Origin of the sequence: Rhodovulum kholense (genome assembly GCF_003053725.1) — a bacterium.
GTDB classification, from domain to species: Bacteria; Pseudomonadota; Alphaproteobacteria; order Rhodobacterales; family Rhodobacteraceae; genus Rhodovulum; species Rhodovulum kholense.
In genome coordinates this window covers 1-24,472 of record NZ_QAYC01000006.1, presented here as the reverse complement: position 1 = coordinate 24,472, position 24,472 = coordinate 1, and the positions used below count along the sequence as shown (strand labels likewise).

The following is a 24,472-nucleotide window of genomic DNA, read 5'->3' as shown; positions in this document are numbered from 1 at the left end:
AAAAGGACGACGAGATGGTCGATTTCGTTGATGGCACGGCGTTCAATCACGAACAGGGGCATCGTGCCCGGAAATTGTTCGCTGCTGTGGTGCTCGCCGCGTTGGATGACGCAATCGCGGACGACAAGAAATATGGCAACGGCCCCGAGCAGATCGCCCGCTGGGCGCGGTCTCGCGACGGTCGCGAAGTCCTGTCCTGCGCCGGGATCGATCCGAATGAACGGGTCGTTCGCGGTCTGATGGAATTCGTGTCGCGCGGCGTTCGGACCTCTGTTGCCTTGTCGCGCGAAGAAAGCGAACGCCGTCACAGCCAGGAGCAGGCCGAAGCCGCCTGACCCGCCGATGCCGGTTTACACCGAAATGCGCGCCCAAAAGGGTGCGTTTTTCGTTTTCGGGGATCTGTGATCCGCGCCGCCATCCGCGGCGTGCAGGGGCAGAGACCTGGCTAGTCGAGATCGCGTTCAGCCAAAGCCCGGGCGATTTCGCGGCGCACCATCTTGCGCAGATTGCGGCTGATGCCCTCGCCCAGCGCCCCGCGCAGTTCCTGCCGGACAACCTCGGCGACCAGCGCCCGGACCGCAGCCGCATCGGCCAGAGCCCCCTCGGACTGCCCCGCCGCGCCCGGCACGGGGCCGGGACGGGCCCATCCGGCATCGAGCCAGCCCTCGTCGGTCTCGGGATCTTCCCAATCGGCCTCGACCCCCGCCATTGCCGCCTCCAGCTCGGCGATCCGGCGTTCCAGCGAAGCCGCCTCGCGCCGGTTGGCCTCGGCCAGATCGGCCACGGCAGCGGTGCGCTTGCGCGCGGCGCCCGGGTCCACATCGGGCGCCGTCTCGCAGGCCAGCGGCCCGCGCAGCAGGACCGGAACCGGGCGTGCCGATCCGGAGGTCTCGGTTTCGGCCCGCACGCGGAGGTTGGGGGTCAGCACCAGGCGCCCCAGACGGGGGCGCGACGGCTCCTGGGCCATTGCCGTTGGCCGAAGACTGGCGGGATCGACGATGCTGCGCGTTTCGGCCATGGAACGGCTCCGTACCGGAAAGACGGTTAACCTTACGGGGCGAAAGCCTAGCCCCTTCGCCCCCCGGACACAACCGGCGGGCGCGTCAGTTGCGGCCGATGCTTTGCAGAACGCGGTCGAGCTTGCCGCCCTGAAGGCTTTTCGGCGGCGCCGAACTGACCGCGTTGTAATAGGCATTCGGATCGTAGGTCGGAATGCCAAGCCCCAGATGCTTGGCGGTCAGCAGGCCCATCGAGGACAGCACGCTGTAGACGGCCGTGTACTGGTCGGCCTCGGCCTGCACCCGTGCGGTGCGGGCGTCGAGCAGATCCTGTTCGGCGTCCAGCACGTCCAGCGTGGTGCGAGCCCCCAGCCGGGCTTCTTCCTTGGTCCCGTCGAAGGCAAGCTGCGCCGCCTCGATCCGCTGGTCGCTGGCGCCAAGCTGGGCCCGCGCCACGGCCAGACCCGACCAGGCATTGCCCACGTCAAGCTCGACCAGCCGCACGGTCTGCAACAGCCCGGCCCGGTTCGCCTGCACATTGGCCATGGCCTGACGCTCGGCCGCATAAAGCCGGCCGCCGGCATAGATCGTCTGGGACAGCTTGACCTGGCCGGTCACGCCTTCATCGGAATTGTCATCGCGCTGGTAGCCCACCGAGGCGGTCACGCTGGGTCCCTGCGCGGCCTTGGCGCGCGCGAGGTTCAGCTCGGCCACTGTGACGTTGTGCTGAGCCTGGATGATGTCGGGATGGGTCTGCACGGCCACCGCACGCGCGGCCTCGGGCGAGGTGGGCACGCTGGGCAGGTTCGGGATGCCGCTGAGCGTGTCCGGATAATGGCCCACCGCCAGCTTGTAGGATTCGCGCGCCGTCGCCAGCGCGCCCTGGGCCGCAACGAGGTTCGACCGCGCCTCGGCCAAAGCCGACTGCGCCAGCGACACATCGGTGCGGGTCACTTCGCCGACCTCGAACCGGTCCTCGGTGGCGCGCAGCTCTTCCGAGATCAGCCGGGTGTTGTTCTCGGCAAGGCTGACATTCTGCAGCGCCGCGAACACGTCCATATAGGCCTGAACCGCCGAGAGCAGAACGTCCTGTTCGATCCCGATCAGCGCCGAGCGCGTGGCCAGCACGGTTTCCTTGGTGGCATCAAGCGCCAGCCGGTTCTGCCCGCCGTCGAACACTGTCAGCGTCGCCGTCAGTTCGGCCGAGGCGCTGGTATTCTGGCCTCCGTTGGCCGCCGAGGCCGGGTCGGTATAGGCCCCCGACATCGCGAAGGCGAGCACCGGGCGCAGGGTCGCCAACGCCTGGGCAACATCCTCGTCCGCCGCGCGCAAGAGCGCCCGGTTCTGGTCAAGCAGATGCGAATTCTTGTAGGCCGCGATCAGGGCGTCGGTCAGGGTCTCGGCCTGGGCCGCCCCGCACGCCCAGAGCGACAGAGAGGCCGACAGAGCCGTGCCGGCGAAATATCGAAGGAAACTGCTCATATCCGTGCCTCGTTTGGCTTTTTGCCTTTGTCAGGCCGCCCTTCTTCGATGCGGCTCTTTTATGTCTCCCACGTGTCAGAACTGAAATTCCGTCGCGCGGATAAACCCCGGCATCACCGGGGCGCTTGCATTGAACAGAAACCGCCAGCTCAGCGCGCCTTCGACCTTCCAGGCGATGCGCACCACGCCCAGGGCGCCTTCCATGAAGACCGCGACGATGCGGCCGCCCTCCTTCAGCTGATCGACAATGGCCTGGGGCAATTCCTCGATGGCCCCCTCGACCACGATGACGTCATAGGGGCCATGCTTGGGCGCGCCCTCGGTCAGCGGGCCGACCTCGACCGCAACATTGTCGACGCCCAGTTCGGCCAGGGTCGCCTCGGCCTCGCGCGCCATGGTGCCGTCTTCTTCCAGCGCCACCACCGCATCGGCCATCCGCGCCATCACTGCCGCCGAATAGCCAAGGCCCGTGCCCAGATCGAGCACCAGATCGCCGTCCGTAAGATCGACCGCCTCAAGCATCTTGGCGAAGGTGCGCGGGTCGAGCAGCACGCGGTCATGGGCCAGGGGAAGGTTCTCGCCGATATAGGCGGCCTCGCTCAGGCGGGCGGGCACGAAGGCCTCGCGGGGCACGGCCAGCATCGCCTCGATGATCGGCAGACGGGTGACGTCCGCGGGGCGGACCTGAGTATCGACCATCGCTTCGCGGCGGGCAGCGTAATCGGCCATGCGGCTGAACTCTCCAGTTCGAAATCTTCCAGATCCGGTGATGCCACAGAAGTCTGCGCGCGGCAATGGCCTGACACCCCATGGCCGGGAAGGTATGGCAAGAGGGAAACAGGCCGCACGCGCGGTGCCTTGCCAGTCCGGCATCGGGCACGTAACCCTTTGCACACCGACCCGTATCGCCCTGTTCCTGCTGTCCCAGGCACCCCAACCGTCCGCTCCGGAGGCCTCGTGTCGCCCCCCGCCCGCCCCTCTCGATCCGTCGCCTTCCAGGGCTACCGGCTGCTTCTGATGCTTGCGGCCCCGGTGCTTGCGCTGCGGCTCTGGCGCGAGGGCGCGCAGGCAAGTGACCGGCTTGGGCTGGCCGGGCCGCGCGGGGCGCGCACGCCGACGGTCTGGCTGCATGGGGCTTCGAATGGCGAACTGGCCTCGGCCCGGCCGGTGATCGAACGGCTGCTGGCGCGTCGGCCCGACCTGGCGCTGGTGGTGACCTGCAACACCCTGACCGGCCGCGCGCTGGTCGCGGGCTGGGACTTGCCCCGGGTCGCGGTGCGGCTTGCCCCTTACGACTATCTTTGGACTCTGCGGCGTTTCGCGGCCCGCTGGCAGCCGCGCGCGCTGATCCTGATCGAAAGCGAGCTTTGGCCGAACCGCCTGTCCGAGATGGCGCGGCAGGGCCGCCCGGTGCTGGTGGCGGGCGCACGACTGTCGGCGCGCAGCGCCGCGCGCTGGGAGCGGCTGCCAGGGCTCGCGCGGCGGCTGACCGGGGCGATCAGCTATCTGTCGGCGCAGGATGCCGGGTCGCGCGACCGCTTTGCCGCCCTTGGCCTGCCCGCCGACCGGATCGGCCCGGTAATCGACCTCAAGGCCTTTGCGCCCGCCCCGGTGCCCGATCCGGACGCGCTGGCACGTCTTGCGCCGCTGCTGCCCCGGGCGCAGACATTGCTGGCGGCCTCGACCCATGAGGGCGAAGAGGCCCCCGTGCTGGCCGCCTTCGCCGCACGGTACCGCGCCGATCCCGGCGCCCGCCTGATCCTGGTCCCGCGCCATCCGCGCCGCGCGCCCGAGATCGCCGCGTTGATCGCCCGGGCCGGGCTCGATCATGCCACACGTTCCAAAGGCGACCCCCCCGGCCCGGCGCGGCCGGTGCTGCTGGCCGACACGATGGGCGAGATGGCGCTTTGGGTCGCGCTGGCCGGGACCAGCTTCGTCGGCGGGTCGCTGGTGCCGAAGGGCGGTCATACCCCCTTCGAGCCCGCGGCCGGGGGCTCGGCGATCCTGCACGGCCCCCATGTCGCGAATTTCGCCGACACCTATGCCGCGCTCGACCGCGCGGGCGCCGCGATCCCGGTCGCCGGGGCCGAAGATCTGGCCGCCGCGCTGGCCGCGCTTGACGGTGCCGAACAGACCCGCCGCGCCGCCCTTGCCCAACGCACGATCGCGGCGCTCAGGGCCGAGGCCCCCGGCCCCGATACGCTGGTCGATGCGCTCGACCGCCTGCTGACTGCCTCTGATGCAAAGGACACCTGCGATGGCTGACCCGCTCTTTTCGCTCGACGACCTGGAAGAGGCCGCCCGGCTCGTCCATGCCCGGATGCAGCCGACGCCACAGTATGCATGGCCGCTGCTGGCCGAGGCGACAGGCACCGAGGTCTGGGTCAAGCACGAGAACCACACACCCACCGGTGCCTTCAAGCTGCGCGGCGCGATCACCTTCATCGACTGGCTGGCCCGCACGCAACCCGACTGCCCCGGCATCGTCACCGCGACCCGCGGCAATCACGGACAGGGTCAGGCGCTGGCCGCCCGCGCCGCCGGCATGACCGCGCGGATCTACGTGCCCGAGGGCAATTCGGTCGAAAAGAACGCCGCGATGCGGGCCTTCGGCGCCGATCTGCGGATCTTCGGCGCCGATTTCGACACCGCCCGCGAAGAGGCCTTTCGCGTCGCAGAAACCGAAGGGCTGATCCCGGTGCCGCCCTTCCACCGCGAGCTGGTGCGCGGCGTCGCGACCTATGCGCTGGAACTGTTCACCGCCCAGCCCGACCTGCACACCGTCTATGTGCCGATCGGCTGCGGGTCGGGCATCTGCGGCACCATCGCGGCGCGCGATGCGCTGGGGCTGTCGACCCGGATCGTCGGCGTGGTGTCGGAAAACGCCGATTGCGTGCTGCGCTCGATGGCCGCGAGCGATCTGGTCGAGACCCCCACCGCGCGCACCTTCGCCGACGGGCTGGCGGTGCGAGTGCCTGTGGCCGAAGCTTTCGCGATCTATTCGGCGGGCGCCGAACGCATCGTCGCGGTCTCGGACGAAGAGATCGCCGACGCGATCAGGCTATATTTCCGGGCGACCCATAACGTGGCCGAGGGCGCGGGTGCCGCGCCCCTGGCCGCGCTGATGCAGGAACGCGAGATGATGGCGGGCCGCCGGGTCGGCGTGATCCTCTGCGGCGGGAATATCGACAGCGCCTGGTTCGCCGAGGTGCTGGGGGGCGGCGTCCCCCAGCCCTGAGCCGCGACCTGTCCGCTAGAGAAAGCTCACCAGCTCGTGCTCTGTCTCGCAGGACAGGCCGCAGGCGCCGGGCATGTAGATCGTCACGCTCCGCTCGTCGTGATATTCGGCGTCGGGACGGAAGAAGCACTTGTCATGCGCGTCGAAGAACCCGCCCAGCAGCAGGCCCGCCTTGGGAAAGCACAGCTGTTCCTGGCAAAGCTGGGCGGCCCCCAGCCGGGTTTCCATCAGCCGCACGATGGCCTCGGGATCGGTGTCGAAGATGTTCGTTCCCTGAAACCTGACCCCCGCCACCTTGCGTCCGGCGATGATGCAATTCAGCCCTCCGGGGCCGTATTCGCAGATTGGCACGGCAAGGCCACGATATTCCATGACCCGGCCGCGGCTGCCGCGATAGACATGCCCGGGCCTGCCAAGGCCCGGCTGCGCTTTCACGTCTTCGGGGGTCATCCCAAAGGACAATGACCCGAGCCCGTGCCCGGGGTGAACGGTCCAGAACATGTCTCCTCCCTTTTTACGGTATTATGGCTCAGGAAATGCAAGCTGCGAAGAGAATAACGCATATTGGGCCAATTCCGTGTGAACCGCCCCATTTCGCCCAAGCTCGGACCGATAAAGTCCGAAAGACTCGACCGGAAAGGGCCCGGCCCGAAAGTCCGAACCTGCAATCACGGCCCGTTCCAGTCGCCCCGGATCGCCCTGCCCCGGCCGCAGCGTGGCCAGCGTGACATGCGGGGAAAAGCGCCGCCGTTCCGGCGACGCGCCCGCGCGTCGCGCAGCCGTTTCCAGCCGCGCCTGCAAATGGCAAAGCGCTACGCTTTCGGCCAGGCAGGCATGCAGATTGCGCGGTCGCGCCCCGCCGAAAAGCCCCAGCCCCGACAGCGTCATATCGAACCGCTCGGCCCGGATTGCGGCAAAGGCCAGATGAACGTCCTCAAGCACCGGCTCGGGCAGCTCGCCGAGAAAAACAAGTGTGAGATGCAGGTTTTCCGGCGGCACCGGGCGCCCCGAAGGCAGCCCGGCCTGTAGCCGCACGAGGCTTTCGCGGATCTCTGGCGGCAAGGCGATTGCGGCAAAGGCGCGGATCATGCGAAGGCTCCGGGAACGGTCAAATCGGCACTCGCGAAAGATGGCCTCCAAAGCGCCGCATTTCAACCCGCGCGTGTTTCTCAACCTGCCCGCGCCTATTACGATTTACCTTTCAGGGTCATGTGTTGCAGGTCGAAACGGAATTTCTTCCCGATAACCGACGCAATCATGAAACCGTACTTAAAACCGCTCCAAACACCCCTGCAAAGACGGCACGCCGGAAGACCCAATCGACGACGGGGCGCTTCGCGTTCGGCGCCGCGCCTCGATTTCTGACAGTTTTACGACAGCCATTACGGCGGTCGGCCACCGTTTCGATCCTATTCCGGCAAAAGGCTTTCGATCCGCGCGGTCAGCTCCGCCGATTTCGGCGTCGTGAACGCGCCATAGGTCGCGACCGGGTGGCCTTCGCCGTCCAGCAGCACCTTGTTGAAGTTCCAGCCGGGGGTGAACCCGTGCGCCTCTGCCATCCAGCGGTAGAAGGGATGCGCCTCGGGGCCCTTCACATGGGTGATCTCGGTCATCGGCAGGGTCAGCCCGAAATTGACCTCGCAGAACTCCTTGACCGCGGCCTCGTCGGCCAGTTCCTGTTTGAAATCATCCGAAGGCACCGCCAGCACCACCAGCCCGCGCGGGCCGTACCGGTCCTGAAGCGCCTGCAACCCGTCATATTGCGGGGTGAAGCCGCATTGCGAGGCGGTGTTGACCACCAGCACCGGCTGCCCATGAAAGGCCGCAAGATCGATCTCGCCACCGTCGATCGAGGCGAACCGAAAGCCGTCTGCCGCGCCCGGACCGACGCACAGGAGAACAGCCGCGACAACCGGAAGCATGGTGGGACGCATCAGGGATCATCCATGTGCTGTATTCGTTCGAAACTGCACCTATTCCGTCGCGCCCTCGGGTCAAGCGCGGCGTTGCAATCCCGGCCCGGGCGCATAAGTATCGCCCTGTCCTGCCAACAGGATTTTCGAATGATCCGCTATGCTCTCACCTGTGCCGACGGGCACCGCTTCGAAAGCTGGTTCCAGTCGGCCTCGGCCTTCGACACGCTGCTGTCCGGCGGCCATGTGACCTGTGCGGTCTGCGGCAATGGCACCGTCTCGAAGGCATTGATGGCGCCGAACGTCGCGACCGACCGGCCCGGGGCCGACCCCGCCCCACCCGAACGGACGCAATCGGCGCCGACGCTTTCGGCCCCGGCTCACCCGGCCGAACAGGCCCTGGCGGATCTGCGCAAACGCATCGAGGAAAAATCCGACTATGTCGGGCTTCGCTTCGTGCAGGAGGCGCGCGACATGCATGCCGGTCTCAGCCCCGAACGCCCGATCCATGGCGAAGCCCGCGCCGACGAGGCGCTGCGGCTGATCGAGGACGGGATCCCGGTCGCCCCCCTGCCCTTCCTGCCCCGCCGCAAGACCAATTGAAGGACCCCGCCATGACCCCCCTGATCACCGGCGCCAACCGGGGCATCGGCCTCGGACTGCTTCAGCTTTACGCCGAACGCGGCCTCGCACCCATCGGCACCGCCAGGACCGAAGATCCGCCCCGGGTCGAGGGCGCGCGCTGGATGCCGCTCGATGTGACCGACCCCAAGGCGCAGCGCGGGCTGGTCGAAAGCCTGGGCGACGCCGCGCTCGACCTTCTGGTCTGCAACGCGGGCGCCTTTCTTGACCGCAACCAGACGCCGGACGACGGCTATCCGCCCGAGATGTGGGCGCAGATGTTCGCCACCAACGTGACCGGCGTCTTCCTGACCGTGCAGGCGATGCTGCCCCTGCTAAACCGGTCGGACCGGCCGCGGATCGCCATCATCTCATCGCAGATGGCCTCGGACGAACGTGCGCCCGGCGGGTCCTATATCTATCGCGCCTCGAAGGCGGCCGCGCTCAATCTCGGGCGCAACCTCGCCGCCGACCTGAAACCGCGCGGCATCGCCGTCGGAATCTACCATCCGGGATGGGTGCGCACCGACATGGGCGGCGAAGGCGGTGATATCTCGGCCGATGAAGCGGCAGAGGGGCTGGCCGCCCGGTTCGAGGCGCTGAGCCTCGAGACGACCGGCTGTTTCGAGACCTGGGACGGGCGCCCCCATCCCTATTGATCTTGCCCTCCGGCGCGCCTTCCCATAGAGCATCCCGGAACGAAAGCGCAGGGACGAGACGGGCGACGATGCCGGTTCTGGTGATGAAATTCGGGGGCACCTCGGTGGCCGATCTCGCGCGGATCAGGAATGCCGCCGAGAAGGTCAAACGCGAGGTCGAGCAGGGCTATGACGTGATCGTCGTGGTCTCGGCCATGTCCGGCAAGACGAACGAGCTGGTCGGCTGGGTCGAACAGACCTCGCCGCTGTTCGACGCACGCGAATACGATGCCGTCGTGAGTTCCGGCGAGAACGTGACCGCCGGGCTGATGGCGCTGACGCTGCAGGAAATGGACGTGCCCGCGCGCAGCTGGCAGGGCTGGCAGGTGCCGCTGAAAACCACCTCGGCGCATTCGGCGGCGCGAATCGAGGCCATTCCGCGCGACAATATCGACCAGAAATTCGCCGAGGGCATGAAGGTCGCCGTGGTCGCGGGCTTTCAGGGCATCAGCTCCGAGGGCCGCATCACCACGCTGGGCCGGGGCGGGTCGGACACCACGGCCGTGGCCTTCGCCGCCGCCTTCGACGCGGTGCGCTGCGACATCTATACCGATGTCGACGGGGTTTACACCACCGACCCGCGCATCGAGGACAAGGCGCGCAAGCTCGACCGTATCGCCTTCGAAGAGATGCTGGAACTCGCGAGCCTCGGCGCCAAGGTACTGCAGACCCGCTCGGTCGAGCTGGCGATGCGCTACAAGGTGAAATTGCGGGTGCTTTCCAGTTTCGAGGACACCGACGAAAACTCGGGCACGCTCGTCTGCGACGAGGAGGATATTGTGGAACAGAACGTGGTTTCCGGCGTCGCCTATTCGCGCGACGAGGCCAAGATGACACTGATCTCGGTGGCCGACCGCCCCGGCATTGCCGCCGCGATCTTCGGGCCGCTGGCCAAGGCGGGCGTCAATGTCGACATGATCGTGCAGAACATCTCGGAAGAGGGGCGCACCGACATGACCTTCTCTTGTCCGGTCAATCAGGTCGCGCGCGCCCGCGAGGCCATGAACAAGACCAAGGACGCGGGCGAGGTCAATTTCCGCGAGCTGGTGGCCGATACCGATGTCGCCAAGGTGTCGGTCGTCGGCATCGGGATGCGCAGCCATGCGGGCGTCGCCTCGACCATGTTCGATGCGCTCGCCGCCGAAGGAATAAACATCCGGGTCATTACAACTTCCGAGATTAAGATTTCCGTCCTGATCGACCGGAAATATATGGAACTTGCCGTGCAAGCTCTCCATGATGCGTTCAAATTGGAAAACGCAGGCTAATACGGGGGCAAATGCCCGACCCGACTGAAAGCGCAAGCCGTAGGCTGCTTGTTCGCCTGCGCGAAACCCTCGCCGAGCCGGCGGCGGGCCAGGAACGGCTTGACCGGATCACGGCGCTGATCGCCGAGCAGATGGGTACCCATGTCTGCTCGATCTATCTGTTTCGCGATGCCGACACCCTGGAACTGTGCGCCACCGAGGGCCTGAAACCCGAATCGGTGCACCAGACCCGGCTGCGCGTCGGCGAGGGTCTGGTGGGCCGCGTCGCCAAGACCGCCCGCCCGATCAACACCGGCAACGCGCCCCAGGAACGCGGCTTTCGCTACATGCCCGAGACCGGCGAGGAAATCTTCTCGGCCTTCCTCGGCGTGCCGATCCAGCGGCTGGGCGAACGGCTGGGCGTGCTGGTCGTGCAGTCGAAGGAAGCCCGGCAATATTCCGACGACGAAGTCTATGCGCTGGAAGTCGTGGCCATGGTGCTGGCCGAGATGACCGAGCTTGGCGCCTTCGTCGGCGAGGGCGAGGCGCTGGCCGCGCTGCACCAGCGCCCGGTGATGTTCCAGGGCACGGTCGGTCAGGAGGGCGTGGCGGTCGGCCATGTCTGGCTGCACGAGCCGCGCGTCGTCATCGCCAACCCCATCGCCGACGACTTCGAGACCGAGATGCGGCGTCTACACGAGGCCGTAGACCGGCTGCGCGTCACCGTTGACGAAATGCTGAACGCGGCGCCCAGCGGCGACAAGGACCAGCTGCAGGTGCTGGAAGCCTACCGCATGTTCGCCAATTCCCGCGGCTGGAAGCGGCGGATGGAAGAAGACATCGCCCGCGGCCTGTCGGCCGAGGCGGCGGTGGAAAAGGAACAGTCGGCCGCGCGCGCACGGATGCAGACCGTGCCCGACCCCTATCTGCGCGAGCGGCTGCACGATCTCGACGACCTGTCGAACCGGCTGTTGCGCATCCTGACCGGCCAGGGCGAACATACCGGCGCCGAGCGCCCCGCCGACCCGATCCTGATCGCGCGCAATATCGGGCCGGGCGAATTGCTGGATTACGGCCGGTCGCTGCGCGGCGTGGTGCTGGAAGAGGGCTCGGTCGGCAGCCATGCCGCCGTCGTCGCCCGCGCGCTGGCGATCCCGCTGATCGTCAATGCCCAGCGGATCACCACCGAGGCGCTGAACGGCGACCCGATCCTCGTCGATGGCGAACAGGGCATCGTGCATCTGCGGCCCGAGGAAACCGTCGCGACCGCCTTCAACGACAAGATCGCGATGCAGGCCAAGGCGCAGCAGCGCTATGCCACGATCCGCAAGGAACCGGCGCTGACGCTGTGCGGCCAGCGGATCGCGCTGCACATGAATGCGGGCCTGATGGCCGACCTGCCCTCGCTGGAAAGTTCGGGCGCCGAGGGCGTTGGCCTCTTCCGCACCGAATTGCAGTTTCTCGTCCGCTCGAAAGTGCCGAAGCGCAGCGAGGTCGCGGCGCTTTATGCCCGGGTGATGGATGCGGCCGAGGACAAGCGCGTGGTGTTTCGCACGCTCGATATCGGGTCGGACAAGGTGCTGTCCTACATGAAGCCGCAGGACGAACCGAACCCCGCGCTTGGCTGGCGCGCGATCCGGGTGGGGCTGGACCGGCCCGGCGTGCTGCGGATGCAGCTGCAGGCGCTGATCCGGGCCGCGAACGGGCGGCCGCTGTCGGTGATGTTCCCCTTCGTCGCGCAGCTCGAAGAATTCCGCATCGCGCGCGACCACCTGATGTGCGAGATCGACCGCGAGGGGCGGCTGGGACGCCCGCTGCCCGAAAAGGTCGAGATCGGCGCGATGCTGGAAACGCCCTCGATGGCGTTCTCGCCCAGGCAATTCTACGAAGAGGCCGACTTCATCTCGATCGGCGGCAACGACCTGAAACAGTTCTTCTTCGCCGCCGACCGCGAGAACGAGCGGGTGCGGCGCCGGTACGACACGCTGAATGTGAGCTTCCTGAGCTTCCTCGAACAGATCGTGAAGCGCTGCGAAGATACCGGCACACCGCTGTCCTTCTGCGGCGAGGATGCGGGCCGGCCGGTCGAGGCGCTGTGTTTCGCGGCCATCGGCCTGCGGTCGCTGTCGATGCGCCCGGCCTCGATTGGCCCGGTCAAGCACATGCTGAGGCGCAGCAACCTGGCCGAGGCCCGCGCGGTGATCGACACGGCGCGCGCCAGCGGGGCGCAATCGGTCCGCCCGGCGATCATGGACTGGCTGAGACGCCGCGACTGATCCGGACCGCTCAAGGGATTGCCCCCCGGCCCCGCGCCGACGGGACGCTACCGATACACCGGCACCGGCATGGACGGGCCTCTTCGGGCGGTCGAGATCGCGCGGAGCGCCTTCGGAGCTCGCGCGGTGGGCGACCCGGGCCAGTGATGGCCGTCGCGGCAGGGCAATCCGACGCCGTTACCGCTGACGGACGCTGCGCGCCGCTGACCAGGCGCGCGCACGGGGCAATCCGGGCCGGTTCGGAGAGGCGCGCGGCGCTTCCGATCGCTGCGGGGCATCACCGGAGACCAAAGCGCGATCTAGGCCGAAGCGGCGGGGAATTCCTCGGACAGATCGAGCGGCGCCGAACCGAACCCGCTCAGGTCGAGGTCGTTCTGCAGCGCGTTTTCCAGATCGCTGTCGAGCCCGCCCGGGTCGAACGGGAACTCTTCGCCGCCCAGGTCGAACCCTCCGGCGCCCCCCGCCTCGGCCGCGAAGTCGAGCCCCCCCTCTTCGGCCGCCTCGCCGAAGGGAAAACCGCCATCCTCCATCGGCAGGTCGGACCCAATCTGCAGCGGATCGCCCCCGGGCAGACCCGTGCCCAATCCGCCCTGATCCGGCATGCCGCCCCCGAAGCCGGGATCGTCTGCCGCACCGGCCTCGCTGTCGAGCTTGATCGCGCGGTCGCCATGGGCCTGACCGAGCCGCCCGCCCGCGACCACCACGCCCCCCGGCCCTTCAAGCTGGACCGCGCCCAGCGCCGCAGCGGGCAGCGACAGCAGAGCACCGGGCTTGAGCCGCGCAACCCCGGCCGCCGACATCCGGGTCCGCCAGAGCACCGCGTTCAGCGACAACTCGGCCCCCAGCACACCGGCGCGCAGCGCTTCGGGCCAGGGTCGAGCGATCTTTTCGGCCGCCTTCGGTCGCGCCACCGGCGCCGCCTCGGGCAAGGCGATGATCAGGCCGCCGCTGCGCCCGCGCCCGGCCAACAGTTTCAGCCGGTACAGCCGGTAGCGCCCGGCCGCCATGAGCAAGGGCACATGACGCGGGTCGTCGATCCGCGCGCCCTGGGCAAAGCCGCTGGCCCAGTCGGCGCCGCTGGCCTCTTTCATGGCGCGCGCGAAGCGGGTAAGGATCGGGTCGGTCAGGTCGGCCAGCACCGCCGCGTCGGTGGCGGTCAGCGCGCGGGCGGGCGGCGCGGTTTCGGACAGGAAGCCCACCAGACGCCATTCCAGAAGCGCCATCGCCAGATCGGCGGAATAGACCACGAGGCCAAGCCGCCCGTCGGGGCCGCGCAGCAGGATCGCCAGCGAGTCGTCGGTCACTTCGGCCTCGATCTCCGGCAAGCCGGTCCGTTCGGCCTTGCATTCCTCGACCAGGGCGGTCAGCCCGAAGGACTCGCGCGTGGCGCGTGCCGTTTCGAGCCGGAGTGCTGCGACCCCATCGCTGCCGCCGCCCCGCGCCCCGCCAAGCGACACCCGGTCTTCACCGAGGATTCGCCGCAGGATTGCCTGATGTCCGTTCTCTGCCATGTCGCGCCCGTTCTCGATCGCCGTTCCCGAAGGGTTCTTCCCGGTGATAGACCGCTCAAGGTTTAGAAAGGGTTGCCTCTAAAATGCGACCGATTTCAGGCCGCCTCGGCACAGCGGCTCGGAAGCGTCACGCGGAAGGCCGCCCCGCCCCGACCCGGCAGATAGACGATGGACCCGCCGAGCCGCACCATGATCTCGCGGCAGATCGCAAGCCCCAGCCCCGCGCCGCCCGCCTTGCGCGGATCGGACAGGCGCGAGAATTTCTCGAAGATGATCGACTGGCTGCGATCAGGGATGCCGCTGCCATTGTCGACGAAATCGACCGCTACGCGGCCCTCGACCTCGGTCACCGAAATGGTCAGGACCGGATCGGCGGCATCGCAATATTTCTGCGCGTTCGACACGAGGTTGATGAAGACCTGGCTCAGCCGGTCGCCATCGGTGACCAGATCTACCCGCTCGGCCGCCGGATCGCGGCGGATCGCCATCGGCGCCCGGCCCGACCGCCCCCCTGCCGCCGCGACAGACCGGTCCAAGAGATCGGACAGGCTGACTGGCTGCGGATGCAGCGACACCTGGCCGTTCTCCAGCACCGACAGATCCAGCAGATCGTCAAGCAGCCGCGTCAGCCGCATGCTTTCCTGATGGATGATCCGCGAGTAGTCGGCCAGACGCTCGGGCGGCAGCGCATCGTCTTCCATCAGGATCTCGGAGAATGCCCGGATCGAGGTCATCGGCGTGCGCAGCTCGTGGCTGATCTGGCTGAGAAAGGCATCCTTCTGCACAGAAAGCTCGGTCAGCTTTTCGTTGACCTCGCGTAGCTGCCGCGCGGTGCGGGCCAGTTCCTCGGACTTGGCTTCGAGCTGGCTGGAATATTCCATCATCTGTGCGGTTTCGTCGGCGACCTTCATCAGATCCTCGACAGAGACCGACGACCGCCCGACGATCTGGCCGACCATCGCATGGGCCGTGGCCGCCCCCACCGACCCGGCCAGCTTGCGTTCCAGCCCGCGCAGGAATTCGGGGGTCGTGTCGGGCAGATAGCCCTGCTTGCCCTGATCGGCCGCGGCGCGCTGGAACAGCCTTTGCGCATCGTCCGCGCCAAGGATGCGTTGCGCCATCAACAGCAGGTCCTCGGCCTCGGCGCGGCCCTGGCTCCAGCCCTGCCCGGCGGGCGAATGGTCGAACACGTTGACGAACTGCGCCGCCTGCAGCCGCTCCATCGGGCCGGGGAAATCGAACAGCGAAACCAGCGTGAAGGCCAGCGCATTGGCCCCCATCGAGAACACCACCGCATGGACCAGCGGATCGAGCCCGTCGAGCCCGAAAAGCCCCTGCGGCCGCAGCCAGCCGATGCCCCAGGGGCCGTCGGCCAGCAGCCCCGCGCTCATCACCGCGCCCTCGCCGAAGCTGGGCAGGAACAGCGTATAGGCCCAAAGCGAAAACCCGACGGTCAGCCCGGCCAGCGCCCCGGCCCGGGTCGCGCCGCGCCACAGGATGCCGCCCAGAAGCGCGGGCAGCACCTGGGCCACGCCCGCAAACGAGATCAGCCCGATCTCGGCCAGCGCCTCGCTGCCGCCGGTCAGCCGGTAGTAAAGATAGCCCAGCAGCAGCACCCCCCCGATCGAGAGCCGCCGCGCGCGCAGCACCAGCGTGCGGACATCGCCCGACATGGTGGCGCCCGACCGTGTCCAGTGCAGGAAAAGCGGCATGACGATATGGTTCGAGACCATGGTCGACAGCGCGATGGCGGCCACGATCACCATCGAGGTGGCCGACGAGAACCCGCCCAGGAAGGCCAGCGTCGCCAGCCCGTCCCGGCCCTGCGCCAGCGGCAGGGTCAGAACGAAAAGATCGGGATTGGCACCGGGCGGCATCTCGGCCAGCCCGATCGCGGCGATGGGCACCACGAAGAGGCTCATCAGGAAGACATAGCCCGGAAAGGCCCAGGCGGCGGTCGCCAGATGGCGTTCGTCCTCGTTCTCGACCACCAGCACCTGGAACATCCGGGGCAACGTCAGGATCGCGGCGCCCGCAAGGAAGGTCAGCCCGATCCAGCGCCCCGGCGCCACCGGCATGCCCGCCAGCGGCGAGGCCTCGATCCGGTCCAGTGTCGCCTGTGCACCGCCGCCGATGCCCCAGACCACGAAGATGCCGACCGCCAATAGCGCGATCAGCTTGACCACCGCCTCGACCGCGATGGCGGTGACGACGCCGTGATGGCGTTCGTTGGCATCGAGATTGCGGGTGCCGAAGAAGACGGTGAAGACCGCAAGCCCGATGGCGACGCTGAAGGCCGCGGCGTTCAGGTCGACCAGCTGCCACGGCCCCGGCGCACCGGCGGCGGCAAAGACCGCGAAGGATAGCGTCACCGATTGCAGCTGCAGTGCGATATAGGGCGTCGTGCCCACGACCGCGATCAGGGTGACAATCACCCCCAGCATGTTCGACTTGCCGTAGCGCGACGAGATCAGGTCGGCGATCGAGGTGATCCGCTGGGTCTTGCCGATCCGAACCAGCTTTCTGAGCGTCCACCACCAGCCGATCAGCACCAGCGTCGGCCCCAGATAGATGGTGACGAATTCCAGCCCCGAACGCGCCGCGTAGCCGACCGCACCGTAGAAGGTCCAGGCGGTGCAGTAGACCGACAGCGACAGCGTGTAGACCAGAGGCGAGCGCAGCCAGGCATTGCTGCCGCGCCTGCCGCCGCGCTCGGCCAGGAAGGCCACGCCGAAGAGGATCGCCACATAGAAAAGACAGATCGCGACGAGCATGTCGAAGGCGATCATGACGCCTCCTCGGGCGGTTCGGCGGCGGGCTCGGCGGAGGGGTCCGCGCCCTCGGACGGGGCCGCGCGCGCAAGCCGGGCAGACACGAAGGCCGAGGCGAGGATCAGTCCGAACCAGGCGCTGAACAGATAGATCAGCATGCCCGACCCGAGCCCGTCGCGGGCATCGAGCGCGGGCACCAGGAACAGCGCCGCTCCCAGCACCGGCAACAGCCGCGCCATGTCCGCGAGCCGCCGCCGCCGATACCCCTCGCGGGCCAGGAACAGCGGCGCGCGGGCCATCTCAGGCGCCCGTCAGTTCCCGCACCGAGGCCAGAACCTCGGTGTTCGAGAAGGGCTTGGCCATGAAGCGGCTCGCCCCCATGCGTTCGGCCAGATCGCGGTCCTTGACCTGCCCCTTGGCGGTCAGCATCAGCACCGGCAACCCGCCAAGCCCGGCATCCGCGCGAATGTCGCGCAGGATATCGAAGCCCGACCGGCCGGGCAGCATCACGTCGAGAATGACGATATCTGGCCGGGTCTCGGCGACCCGGTCGAAGGCGGTGGTGCCGTCGGCATGGGTATCGACGCGCCAGCCGTCGCGGGCGAGGATGAACCGGATCGCCTCGATGATGTTCGGTTCGTCCTCGATCAGCAGGACACGCTTGTCCATCCCCGGTCTCTCCCCTCCCCGTGCGGGCGTTCGTGCCCCGCTTGTCTGTCGACTATCATCCCAAAGCCTGTCCCTGTCAAAACCCGACATCAGAAGCCGTCGGCCAGGATCGAGGGCTCGCGCCGCGCGACGCAGCCGCGGCGCGGGCAGATCCGGCAGGAGGTGCCGACCGGCTGCGCCGCCATCCGCGGCAGGGCGACGGTGCCCTCGGGCAGGATCAGCATCGCCGCCTCCAGCACCTGCGGCCCGTCGAATCCCGCCGCCAGAACCGGCTGGCAGATCGCATAGGTCAGGAAGCGTTGCGGCGTCGCGCCGCCCAGCTCGACCACCGCGCGGACCGGCGCCATCGGCCGCGACAGCGCCTGATAAAGCGGCCAGAGCGGACAGGCCGCGCCGAAGCGGGGCAGCGAAAACCCCTCGACCGGCTTGCGGAAGGTCAGCGTGCCCGAGCCGTCGCAGGCCACCAGCCCCACGGACCCGCCCGCGCGATCCTCGGGCAGCGCGGCCAGCCGCCGGAACGCCGCCCCCGGATCGACCCCGAAAGCCTGGGCCAGCGCGCCCGGGTCGAGTGCCGCCCCCCGCGCCGCCTCGGAAAACCGCTGAAGCGGCATCAGCTCGGCATCGCGCCGGTAGCGTTTCAGATGCGCCAGCGCCAGTTCCCGCGCGGGCCCCGAGGTCAGCTCGCGCGCCTCGGCCACGATCCGCGCCGGATCGGGCGGCAGGCTGCGTTCCAGTTCCGGCATGTGCCAGTCGCGGGCGCGCAGGAAGGCCTCGACCTCCTCCTGCGGCGAGGATTGCACGCCCGGATCTTCGGTGCCCTCGTCGAGATAGGCGACGAGCGCCTGCGCGCCTTCGGCCAGACGGCGGCTGTCGTCGCTGAGGTTGCGGTGAAAGCGGCGCTGCCAGTCAGGGTCGATATCCTCGGTATCGGCCAGGATCGCCGCGGTCGAGCGGATCGCGGTCACGGCCGAGATCACCTCGTGCAGCGAGGCCGACAGGAACGGGTCATGGGTCATGCGGTCGGTCAGCATCTCGACCGTGCGTTCGAGCTCGCGCACGCGGCGGTGCCTCTCGGCGATCAGCCCGGCCCAGCCCGGAAACCGGCCCGCGAATTCCTCGAGCCGCGGCAGGTCGGCTTCGGCCTCGCCATGGCCCGCGGCGGCCTCGCGCAGGGTCTCGATCAGGGCGGCGCCCGCGCCCTCGGTCAGCGCCGAGGCCTCGACGCCCAGGTTGCGAGCCAGCTCGACCAGAAGCTTTCCGCCGATTCTGCGACGATTGTGCTCGATGAGATTCAGATAGGACGGGGATATTCCGGCGAGACGGGCCAGATCGGCCTGGCGCATGCCGATCATCGTGCGGCGTTCGCGAATCCGGGTGCCGGTCAGCGCGCTGCGGGGCATCGCGATTTCCTGTTGCCCGACAAGGGCTTTCTGCACCTGCAAGACAATTAATTGACTCCCCTCCCAAGGCCCCTGTGTAATTGTTTACAAAAAAATCCTGCGGGGAAAAGCAGTTGTTGCCTTATTTTCGCGACACCCCCGATACTGAATGTGCTTTGTAAAGCGCTGGGCTCCGGCAAGAGGAGGCAGGGGCCCGACATTCAAGCATCACGGGAGGATGCCCATGACGAAATCGACCCTGACACGCCGCGGCGTGATCAAGACAGGTGCGTATGCCGGCGCCGGACTGGCGCTGCCCACCATCTTCACCTCGCGGGCCCGGGCCTTCACCAACGCCCCGAGCGGAAACACCGTCACCTTCGGCTTCAACGTGCCGCAGACCGGCCCTTATGCCGACGAAGGCCTTGACGAGCTGCGCGCCCAGGAACTGGCGGTCGAGCATCTGAACGGCATGGGCGACGGCGGCATGCTGAACACCTTCAGCTCCAAGGCGCTGGACGGCACCGGCATCCTCGGCAAGCAGGTCGAATACGTGACCGGCGATACCCAGACCAAATCGGACGCCGCCCGCGCCTCGGCCAAGGCGATGATCGAGAAGGACGGCGTCGTCATGATCAACGGCGGTTCGTCCTCGGGCGTCGCCGTCGCGGTGCAGGGCCTCTGCCAGGAAGCCGGCATCATCTTCATGGCGGGTCTCACCCATTCCAACGACACCACCGGCAAGGACCGCAAGAAGAACGGCTTTCGCCATTTCTTCAACGCCTACATGTCGGGCGCGGCGCTCGCGCCGGTGCTGGAAAAGGCCTATGGCACCGACCGGCGCGCCTATCACCTGACCGCCGATTACACCTGGGGCTACACCCAGCAGGAATCGATCCAGGCCTCGACCGAGGCGATCGGCTGGGAGACCGTCAACAACGTGCTGACCCCGGTCGGCGCGGGCGATTTCTCGTCCTATATCGCGCCGGTGCTGAACTCGGGCGCCGATGTGCTGGTCCTGAACCATTACGGCGGCGACATGATCAACTCGATCACCCAGGCGGTGCAGTTCGGCCTGCGCGACAAGCAGGTCAACGGCAAGCAGTTCGAGATCGTCGTGCCGCTTTATTCCGAACTGATGGCCGAGGGCGCGGGCGACAACATCAAGGGCGTCTACGGCTCGATGAACTGGAACTGGCAGCTGTCCGATCCGGGCACCAAGGCCTTCGTCAAGTCCTTCGGCGAGAAATACGGCCGTCCGCCGTCGAACTCGGCCCATACCTGCTACGTGCAGACGCTGCTTTACGCGGATGCCGTGGCGCGGGCGGGGTCGTTCGACCCTTGCGCTGTGGCCGAGGCGCTGGAAGGCTTCGAATTCGACGGCATGGGCAACGGTCCCGTCCTCTACCGCGCCGAGGATCACCAGTGCTTCAAGGACGTGCTGGTCATGAAGGGCAAGGAAAACCCGTCGACCAAGTACGACATCCTCGAGATCGTCGAGGTCACCCCGGTCGATCACGTCACCTATCCGCCGGATCACCCGATGTTCGGCGGCGCCGAGGCGACCCTCGGCCAGTGCAACAACGGCGCCTGAGCGCGCGCCCTCTTGCCTGACATACCGGCCGGGCCGCGCCTTTCCCGCGCGGCCCGGACCGCGCCCCGGACCCGGCGGGTCCGACGCTCCCTCAATGCACGGATGGGACCATGGACGCCATTATCCTTCAAATCCTGAACGGGCTCGACAAGGGCTCGGCCTATGCGCTGATCGCGCTGGGGCTTACGCTGATTTTCGGCACGCTGGGGGTCGTGAACTTCGCCCATGGCGCGCTGTTCATGATCGGCGCCTTCTGCGCCGTGACGATGCAGCGCCTGCTGAGCCTGTCCTATGAAGAGATCGACCCGACCCGCACCGACTTTCTGGGCAATCCGCTGAAGGTCGAGGTGCCCTATGTCGAACACTGGTTCGGCCCCGATCTGGGGGGCGCAATCGTCGACTGGTCCGTGCCCCTGGGCATCCTGCTGGCCATTCCGGTGATGATCGGGCTCGGCTTTGCGATGGAGCGCGGGCTGATCAAGCATTTCTACAAGCGGCCCCATGCCGACCAGATCCTGGTGACCTTCGGGCTGGCCATCGTGCTGCAGGAGATCATCAAGTATTTCTTCGGCGCCAATCCGATCCAGACCGGGGCGCCCTCGGCCTTTTCCGGCAGCTTCGATTTCGGCACGCTGCTGGGCTTCGATCCCAACGTGATCATCTATCCCTACTGGCGGATGGTCTATTTCCTGTTCTCGCTGGTGATCATCGGCGGCGTCTTCGCCTTTTTGCAATTCACCACCTTCGGCATGGTCGTGCGCGCGGGCATGGCCGACCGCGAGACGGTGGGCCTGCTGGGCATCGACATCGACCGCCGCTTTACCCTGATGTTCGGGCTCGCGGCCGCCGTGGCGGGGCTGGCGGGCGTGATGTACACGCCGATCCTCGCGCCGAATTATCACATGGGGATGGATTTCCTCGTGCTCAGCTTCGTCGTCGTCGTCGTCGGCGGCATGGGCTCGCTGCCCGGCGCGGTGCTGGCCGGGTTCCTGCTGGGCATCCTGCAGAGCTTTGCCTCGATGAACGAGGTCAAAAGCCTGATCCCCGGCATCGACCAGGTGATCATCTACCTCGTGGCAATCGTGATCCTGCTGACCCGCCCGCGCGGGCTGATGGGCCGCAAGGGCGTGATGGAGGACTGACCCAATGTTCGGACTGAGTGCCAGAGATACCCGTTTCCTGCTGATCGTGATCGCGCTGACCCTGCTGACCCCGATCCTTCTGCAACCCTTCCCTGAAGGCTCGAGCCTTGCACAGTTCAACGCGGGCTATCCCGACCTGATGCAGAAATTCGCGATCTTCGGGATCTTCGCCATCGGCTTCAACATCCTGTTCGGGCTGACCGGATACCTGTCCTTCGGCCATGCCGCCTTCCTGGGGGTGGGCTCATATACAGTCGTCTGGATGTACAAGCTGCTGGGCTACAACGTGTTGCCGGGGCTTTTGCTGTCGGTGGTGATCTCGGCCGCCTTCGCATTGCTGATCGGCTTCATCTCGCTCCGCCGCTCGGGCATCTATTTCTCGATCCTGACGCTGGCCTTCGCGCAGATGAGCTATAACCTCGCCTATTCGGTGCTGACGCCAATCACCAATGGCGAGACCGGGCTGCAGGTCTATGCCAGCGACCCGCAGATCCTGGCGGGCAGCGGCGCGCCGACCAGCCCGCATCTGTTCGGTCTGGTGATGCGCAACTCGGCCCAGGTCGATCTGGGCGGCTGGGTCTTCACCTTCAACGTGGGCTATTATTTCTGCGCGGTGATGGCGATCCTGGCCTTCTATATCAGCCTCAGGATCTTCCGCTCGCCCTTCGGGATGATGCTGCGCGCGATCAAGACCAACCAGACGCGCATGAACTATACCGGGCTCAACTCGCGCCCCTATACGCTGGCGGCCTTCGTGATCTCGGGCATGTATGCCGGGCTTGCGGGCGGGCTGCTGGCGGCGATGGACCCGCTGGCGGGCGCCGAGCGGATGCAGTGGACCGCCTCGGGCGAGGTCGTGCTGATGACCATCCTCGGCGGCGCGGGCACCCTGATGGGACCGGTGCTGGGCGCGGGCTTCATCAAGTATTTCGAGAACATCTTCTCGAAGATCAACGACGGCATCCTGCATGGCTGGTTCGCCTTCCTGCCCGATGGGCTTGAGGATTTCATCGTCGCCTGCTTCCACCCCTTCGTGGGCAAGGGCTGGCATCTGACGCTGGGCATCCTGTTCATGCTGGTGGTGATCTTCCTGCCCGGCGGGCTGGTCGAGGGGATGCAGCGGATCTGGCGGCTGGTGCGGCGGCGCAAGTCCGGCGGGCCCAAGCGCAAGGACCCCGAACACCGCCCGACCGCCGCCCCGCACATGGCCGAATGAGGAGAACGAGCGATGGGCATTCTTGAAGTCAAGGGCGTCAACAAGCGCTTCGGAGGCTTGCAGGCGCTGGGCGACGTGAACCTCTCGGTCGCCGAGAACACCGTGCATGCGATCATCGGGCCGAACGGCGCGGGCAAGTCGACGCTGCTGAACTGCCTCGTCGGCAAGCTGATCCCCGATACCGGATCGGTGATGTTCGACGGCCAGTCGGTGCTGGGGCGCAAGCCGCACGAGATCAACCAGCTGGGCATTTCCCGGGTGTTCCAGACGCCCGAGATCTTCGGCGATCTGACGGTTCTGGAAAACGTCCTGATCCCCTGTTTCGCCAAGCGCGACGGGGCGTTCCGGATGCATGCCTTCGAAACCGTGGCCCATGAACGGGATATCGTGGCCCGGGCCGAACAGATGCTGGACGACGTCAACATGCTCGACAAGGCGGGCATGCAGGCCTCGAGCCTCTCGCGCGGCGACAAGCGGCGGCTGGAAATGGCGATGTGCCTCGTGCAGGAGCCCAAACTGTTGCTGCTGGACGAACCCACCGCCGGGATGGCGCGGGCCGATACCAACAACACCATCGACCTGCTGAAGGACATCAAGGCCACGCGCAACATCACCATGGCGATCATCGAACATGACATGCATGTCGTGTTCAGCCTGGCCGACCGGATCACGGTTCTGGCCCAGGGAACGCCGCTGGTCGAGGATGTGCCCGAAAAGATCAAGGGCCATCCGAAGGTGCAGGAAGCCTATCTGGGCCAGGCGCATTGAGGGGGATCAGATGAACGTCAAACCCGACTTCAACAAGAACGCCAACCAGGCCGCCACGGCACCGGCCTTTCTGTCGGTCTACGATCTGCATGCCTATTACGGCGAAAGCTACATCGTGCAGGGCGTCAGCTTCAACGTCCACGAGGGCGAGATCCTGGCGCTGCTGGGCCGGAACGGCGCGGGCAAGACCTCGACCCTGCGCGCCATCGCCCGGCTGGCAAGCCCGCAGGTCACCTATGGCGAGATCTGGCTGGACCATGCGCCCCTGCACACGATGGCCGCCCACCAGGCCAGCGCGGCGGGCCTGGGGCTGGTGCCCGAGGACCGGCGGATCATTCCGGGCCTCACCGTCGAGGAAAACCTGCAACTTGCCCAGATCGTGCCGCCCGTGGGCTGGTCGCTCGAGCGGCTTTACGATCTTTTCCCCCGGCTCGGCGAACGCCGCAAACAGGAAGGCGTGACGCTCTCGGGCGGCGAACAGCAGATGCTGGCCATCGCCCGGGCGCTGGCACGCGATATCAAGGTGCTTCTTCTCGACGAACCCTATGAAGGGCTCGCCCCGGTGATTGTCGACGAAATCGAGAAAACGCTGGTTCATATCAAGGAACAGGGCATCACCACCGTGATTGTCGAACAGAACGCGATCCGGGCCTTGGAACTTTCCGACCGGGCCGTCATACTCGATACGGGCCAGATCGTTTTCGACGGCAGCGCCGCCGAGGTTCTGAAGAACGACGCCCTCAGGGCAGAATACCTGGCCATCTGAAATGGCGACCTGCCGACACAAGGCGGGCGCAGGAGAAGACGGTATTACTCCAGTCAGAGGGATCACGGAGATGACTGAGCATATCTACCCGCCGGATCCGGATTTTGTGTCCGGGGCTCATATTGACGCTGCGGCGTATGAGGCGATGTACCGGCAATCGGTCGAGGACCCGGAAGGGTTCTG

The 24,472-nt window shown here is 67.1% G+C and carries 23 protein-coding genes; 12 read left to right on the top strand and 11 right to left on the bottom strand.

Translation table 11 applies throughout. The features are described 5' to 3' along the window. The first annotated feature begins 14 nt into the window (after positions 1-14). Positions 15-335, top strand: a complete 321-nt coding sequence (locus C8N38_RS09455; protein ID WP_075785094.1) for a DUF6280 family protein — start codon at positions 15-17, stop codon at positions 333-335. Positions 336-445: 110 nt separating this feature from the next. On the opposite strand, the gene C8N38_RS09450 is transcribed toward C8N38_RS09455, so the two are convergent. The 3 genes from C8N38_RS09450 to C8N38_RS09440 all read right to left on the bottom strand — a co-directional run bounded on the left by C8N38_RS09450 (position 446) and on the right by C8N38_RS09440 (position 3,209). Further along, on the bottom strand, positions 446-1,018 hold the full coding sequence (locus tag C8N38_RS09450; protein WP_108026544.1) for a hypothetical protein: 573 nt from the start codon (positions 1,016-1,018) through the stop codon (positions 446-448). A gap of 85 nt (positions 1,019-1,103) precedes the next feature. Beyond that, positions 1,104-2,480: a TolC family outer membrane protein gene (locus C8N38_RS09445; protein ID WP_108026541.1), complete on the bottom strand. Its 1,377-nt coding sequence runs from the start codon at positions 2,478-2,480 to the stop codon at positions 1,104-1,106. 75 nt (positions 2,481-2,555) lie between these two features. After that, positions 2,556-3,209 (bottom strand): protein-L-isoaspartate O-methyltransferase family protein, encoded by a 654-nt coding sequence (locus C8N38_RS09440; RefSeq protein ID WP_108026538.1) that lies wholly within the window; start codon positions 3,207-3,209, stop codon positions 2,556-2,558. Between the two features lie 228 nt (positions 3,210-3,437). Between C8N38_RS09440 and C8N38_RS09435 the strand changes: the two genes are divergently transcribed. After that, a complete protein-coding gene (locus tag C8N38_RS09435; protein WP_245895648.1) occupies positions 3,438-4,745 on the top strand; it encodes a 3-deoxy-D-manno-octulosonic acid transferase in 1,308 nt (435 codons plus the stop codon). Continuing rightward, positions 4,738-5,718 (top strand): threonine dehydratase, encoded by a 981-nt coding sequence (locus C8N38_RS09430; RefSeq protein ID WP_108026535.1) that lies wholly within the window; start codon positions 4,738-4,740, stop codon positions 5,716-5,718. The genes C8N38_RS09435 and C8N38_RS09430 overlap by 8 nt, the downstream gene beginning before the upstream one ends. Positions 5,719-5,733: 15 nt before the next feature. Here C8N38_RS09430 and C8N38_RS09425 read toward each other — a convergent pair whose 3' ends face one another. The 3 genes from C8N38_RS09425 to C8N38_RS09415 form a co-directional block, all read right to left on the bottom strand. Then, a complete protein-coding gene (locus C8N38_RS09425; RefSeq protein WP_108026532.1) occupies positions 5,734-6,219 on the bottom strand; it encodes a hypothetical protein in 486 nt (161 codons plus the stop codon). Positions 6,220-6,240: 21 nt separating this feature from the next. Then, entirely contained in the window at positions 6,241-6,873 is a 633-nt protein-coding gene (thpR, locus tag C8N38_RS09420) for an RNA 2',3'-cyclic phosphodiesterase (protein WP_245895646.1), read from the bottom strand. Between the two features lie 254 nt (positions 6,874-7,127). Beyond that, a complete protein-coding gene (locus C8N38_RS09415) occupies positions 7,128-7,652 on the bottom strand; it encodes a glutathione peroxidase (RefSeq protein WP_245895644.1) in 525 nt (174 codons plus the stop codon). A 129-nt stretch (positions 7,653-7,781) separates the two neighbouring features. On the opposite strand from C8N38_RS09415, the gene C8N38_RS09410 reads away from it, so the two are divergent. The 4 genes from C8N38_RS09410 (at position 7,782) to ptsP (ending at position 12,473) form a co-directional block, all read left to right on the top strand. Next, on the top strand, positions 7,782-8,234 hold the full coding sequence (locus C8N38_RS09410) for a DUF1178 family protein (protein ID WP_108026526.1): 453 nt from the start codon (positions 7,782-7,784) through the stop codon (positions 8,232-8,234). A gap of 11 nt (positions 8,235-8,245) precedes the next feature. Then, on the top strand, positions 8,246-8,911 hold the full coding sequence (locus tag C8N38_RS09405; protein ID WP_108026523.1) for an SDR family oxidoreductase: 666 nt from the start codon (positions 8,246-8,248) through the stop codon (positions 8,909-8,911). A 68-nt stretch (positions 8,912-8,979) separates the two neighbouring features. Continuing rightward, the gene (locus C8N38_RS09400) at positions 8,980-10,218 is read left to right on the top strand and encodes an aspartate kinase (protein WP_108026520.1); all 1,239 of its coding nucleotides are present in this window, start codon (positions 8,980-8,982) and stop codon (positions 10,216-10,218) included. 11 nt (positions 10,219-10,229) lie between these two features. After that, positions 10,230-12,473 (top strand): phosphoenolpyruvate--protein phosphotransferase, encoded by a 2,244-nt coding sequence (ptsP, locus tag C8N38_RS09395; RefSeq protein WP_108026516.1) that lies wholly within the window; start codon positions 10,230-10,232, stop codon positions 12,471-12,473. Between the two features lie 299 nt (positions 12,474-12,772). Here the strand turns inward: ptsP and C8N38_RS09390 are convergent, their stop codons facing one another. The 5 genes from C8N38_RS09390 to C8N38_RS09370 form a co-directional block, all read right to left on the bottom strand. Beyond that, positions 12,773-13,984 (bottom strand): FliM/FliN family flagellar motor switch protein, encoded by a 1,212-nt coding sequence (locus C8N38_RS09390; protein WP_108026513.1) that lies wholly within the window; start codon positions 13,982-13,984, stop codon positions 12,773-12,775. Between the two features lie 95 nt (positions 13,985-14,079). After that, entirely contained in the window at positions 14,080-16,773 is a 2,694-nt protein-coding gene (locus C8N38_RS09385) for an ATP-binding protein (protein ID WP_108026510.1), read from the bottom strand. Further along, positions 16,770-17,054 (bottom strand): hypothetical protein, encoded by a 285-nt coding sequence (locus C8N38_RS09380; RefSeq protein WP_108026507.1) that lies wholly within the window; start codon positions 17,052-17,054, stop codon positions 16,770-16,772. The genes C8N38_RS09385 and C8N38_RS09380 overlap by 4 nt, the downstream gene beginning before the upstream one ends. Before the next feature lies 1 nt (position 17,055). Further along, positions 17,056-17,424, bottom strand: a complete 369-nt coding sequence (locus C8N38_RS09375; protein ID WP_108026504.1) for a response regulator transcription factor — start codon at positions 17,422-17,424, stop codon at positions 17,056-17,058. A gap of 89 nt (positions 17,425-17,513) precedes the next feature. Beyond that, positions 17,514-18,824, bottom strand: a complete 1,311-nt coding sequence (locus C8N38_RS09370) for a helix-turn-helix transcriptional regulator (RefSeq protein ID WP_108026501.1) — start codon at positions 18,822-18,824, stop codon at positions 17,514-17,516. Positions 18,825-19,047: 223 nt separating this feature from the next. Between C8N38_RS09370 and C8N38_RS09365 the strand changes: the two genes are divergently transcribed. The 5 genes from C8N38_RS09365 to C8N38_RS09345 all read left to right on the top strand — a co-directional run bounded on the left by C8N38_RS09365 (position 19,048) and on the right by C8N38_RS09345 (position 24,289). Next, entirely contained in the window at positions 19,048-20,397 is a 1,350-nt protein-coding gene (locus C8N38_RS09365; RefSeq protein WP_108027052.1) for a substrate-binding protein, read from the top strand. Between the two features lie 110 nt (positions 20,398-20,507). Beyond that, positions 20,508-21,539 carry a branched-chain amino acid ABC transporter permease gene (locus C8N38_RS09360; protein ID WP_108026498.1) on the top strand — a complete coding sequence of 344 codons (1,032 nt, stop codon included), beginning with the start codon at positions 20,508-20,510 and terminating at the stop codon, positions 21,537-21,539. Between the two features lie 4 nt (positions 21,540-21,543). After that, positions 21,544-22,755 (top strand): branched-chain amino acid ABC transporter permease, encoded by a 1,212-nt coding sequence (locus C8N38_RS09355; protein ID WP_108026494.1) that lies wholly within the window; start codon positions 21,544-21,546, stop codon positions 22,753-22,755. Between the two features lie 12 nt (positions 22,756-22,767). Continuing rightward, positions 22,768-23,523 carry an ABC transporter ATP-binding protein gene (locus C8N38_RS09350; RefSeq protein WP_075785075.1) on the top strand — a complete coding sequence of 252 codons (756 nt, stop codon included), beginning with the start codon at positions 22,768-22,770 and terminating at the stop codon, positions 23,521-23,523. Positions 23,524-23,533: 10 nt separating this feature from the next. Further along, entirely contained in the window at positions 23,534-24,289 is a 756-nt protein-coding gene (locus C8N38_RS09345) for an ABC transporter ATP-binding protein (protein ID WP_108026491.1), read from the top strand. Positions 24,290-24,472: the final 183 nt, after the last annotated feature.

Excerpts from the sequence above, each read along its gene's own strand:
- C8N38_RS09455 (WP_075785094.1), top strand. The coding sequence starts at position 15 with ATGGTCGATTTCGTTGATGGCACGGCGTTCAATCACGAACAGGGGCAT.
- C8N38_RS09450 (WP_108026544.1), bottom strand. The coding sequence starts at position 1,018 with ATGGCCGAAACGCGCAGCATCGTCGATCCCGCCAGTCTTCGGCCAACG.
- C8N38_RS09445 (WP_108026541.1), bottom strand. The coding sequence starts at position 2,480 with ATGAGCAGTTTCCTTCGATATTTCGCCGGCACGGCTCTGTCGGCCTCT.
- C8N38_RS09440 (WP_108026538.1), bottom strand. The coding sequence starts at position 3,209 with ATGGCCGATTACGCTGCCCGCCGCGAAGCGATGGTCGATACTCAGGTC.
- C8N38_RS09430 (WP_108026535.1), top strand. The coding sequence starts at position 4,738 with ATGGCTGACCCGCTCTTTTCGCTCGACGACCTGGAAGAGGCCGCCCGG.
- C8N38_RS09425 (WP_108026532.1), bottom strand. The coding sequence starts at position 6,219 with ATGTTCTGGACCGTTCACCCCGGGCACGGGCTCGGGTCATTGTCCTTT.
- C8N38_RS09415 (WP_245895644.1), bottom strand. The coding sequence starts at position 7,652 with ATGCGTCCCACCATGCTTCCGGTTGTCGCGGCTGTTCTCCTGTGCGTC.
- C8N38_RS09410 (WP_108026526.1), top strand. The coding sequence starts at position 7,782 with ATGATCCGCTATGCTCTCACCTGTGCCGACGGGCACCGCTTCGAAAGC.
- C8N38_RS09405 (WP_108026523.1), top strand. The coding sequence starts at position 8,246 with ATGACCCCCCTGATCACCGGCGCCAACCGGGGCATCGGCCTCGGACTG.
- C8N38_RS09400 (WP_108026520.1), top strand. The coding sequence starts at position 8,980 with ATGCCGGTTCTGGTGATGAAATTCGGGGGCACCTCGGTGGCCGATCTC.
- ptsP (WP_108026516.1), top strand. The coding sequence starts at position 10,230 with ATGCCCGACCCGACTGAAAGCGCAAGCCGTAGGCTGCTTGTTCGCCTG.
- C8N38_RS09390 (WP_108026513.1), bottom strand. The coding sequence starts at position 13,984 with ATGGCAGAGAACGGACATCAGGCAATCCTGCGGCGAATCCTCGGTGAA.
- C8N38_RS09385 (WP_108026510.1), bottom strand. The coding sequence starts at position 16,773 with ATGATCGCCTTCGACATGCTCGTCGCGATCTGTCTTTTCTATGTGGCG.
- C8N38_RS09380 (WP_108026507.1), bottom strand. The coding sequence starts at position 17,054 with ATGGCCCGCGCGCCGCTGTTCCTGGCCCGCGAGGGGTATCGGCGGCGG.
- C8N38_RS09375 (WP_108026504.1), bottom strand. The coding sequence starts at position 17,424 with ATGGACAAGCGTGTCCTGCTGATCGAGGACGAACCGAACATCATCGAG.
- C8N38_RS09370 (WP_108026501.1), bottom strand. The coding sequence starts at position 18,824 with ATGCCCCGCAGCGCGCTGACCGGCACCCGGATTCGCGAACGCCGCACG.
- C8N38_RS09365 (WP_108027052.1), top strand. The coding sequence starts at position 19,048 with ATGACGAAATCGACCCTGACACGCCGCGGCGTGATCAAGACAGGTGCG.
- C8N38_RS09360 (WP_108026498.1), top strand. The coding sequence starts at position 20,508 with ATGGACGCCATTATCCTTCAAATCCTGAACGGGCTCGACAAGGGCTCG.
- C8N38_RS09355 (WP_108026494.1), top strand. The coding sequence starts at position 21,544 with ATGTTCGGACTGAGTGCCAGAGATACCCGTTTCCTGCTGATCGTGATC.
- C8N38_RS09350 (WP_075785075.1), top strand. The coding sequence starts at position 22,768 with ATGGGCATTCTTGAAGTCAAGGGCGTCAACAAGCGCTTCGGAGGCTTG.
- C8N38_RS09345 (WP_108026491.1), top strand. The coding sequence starts at position 23,534 with ATGAACGTCAAACCCGACTTCAACAAGAACGCCAACCAGGCCGCCACG.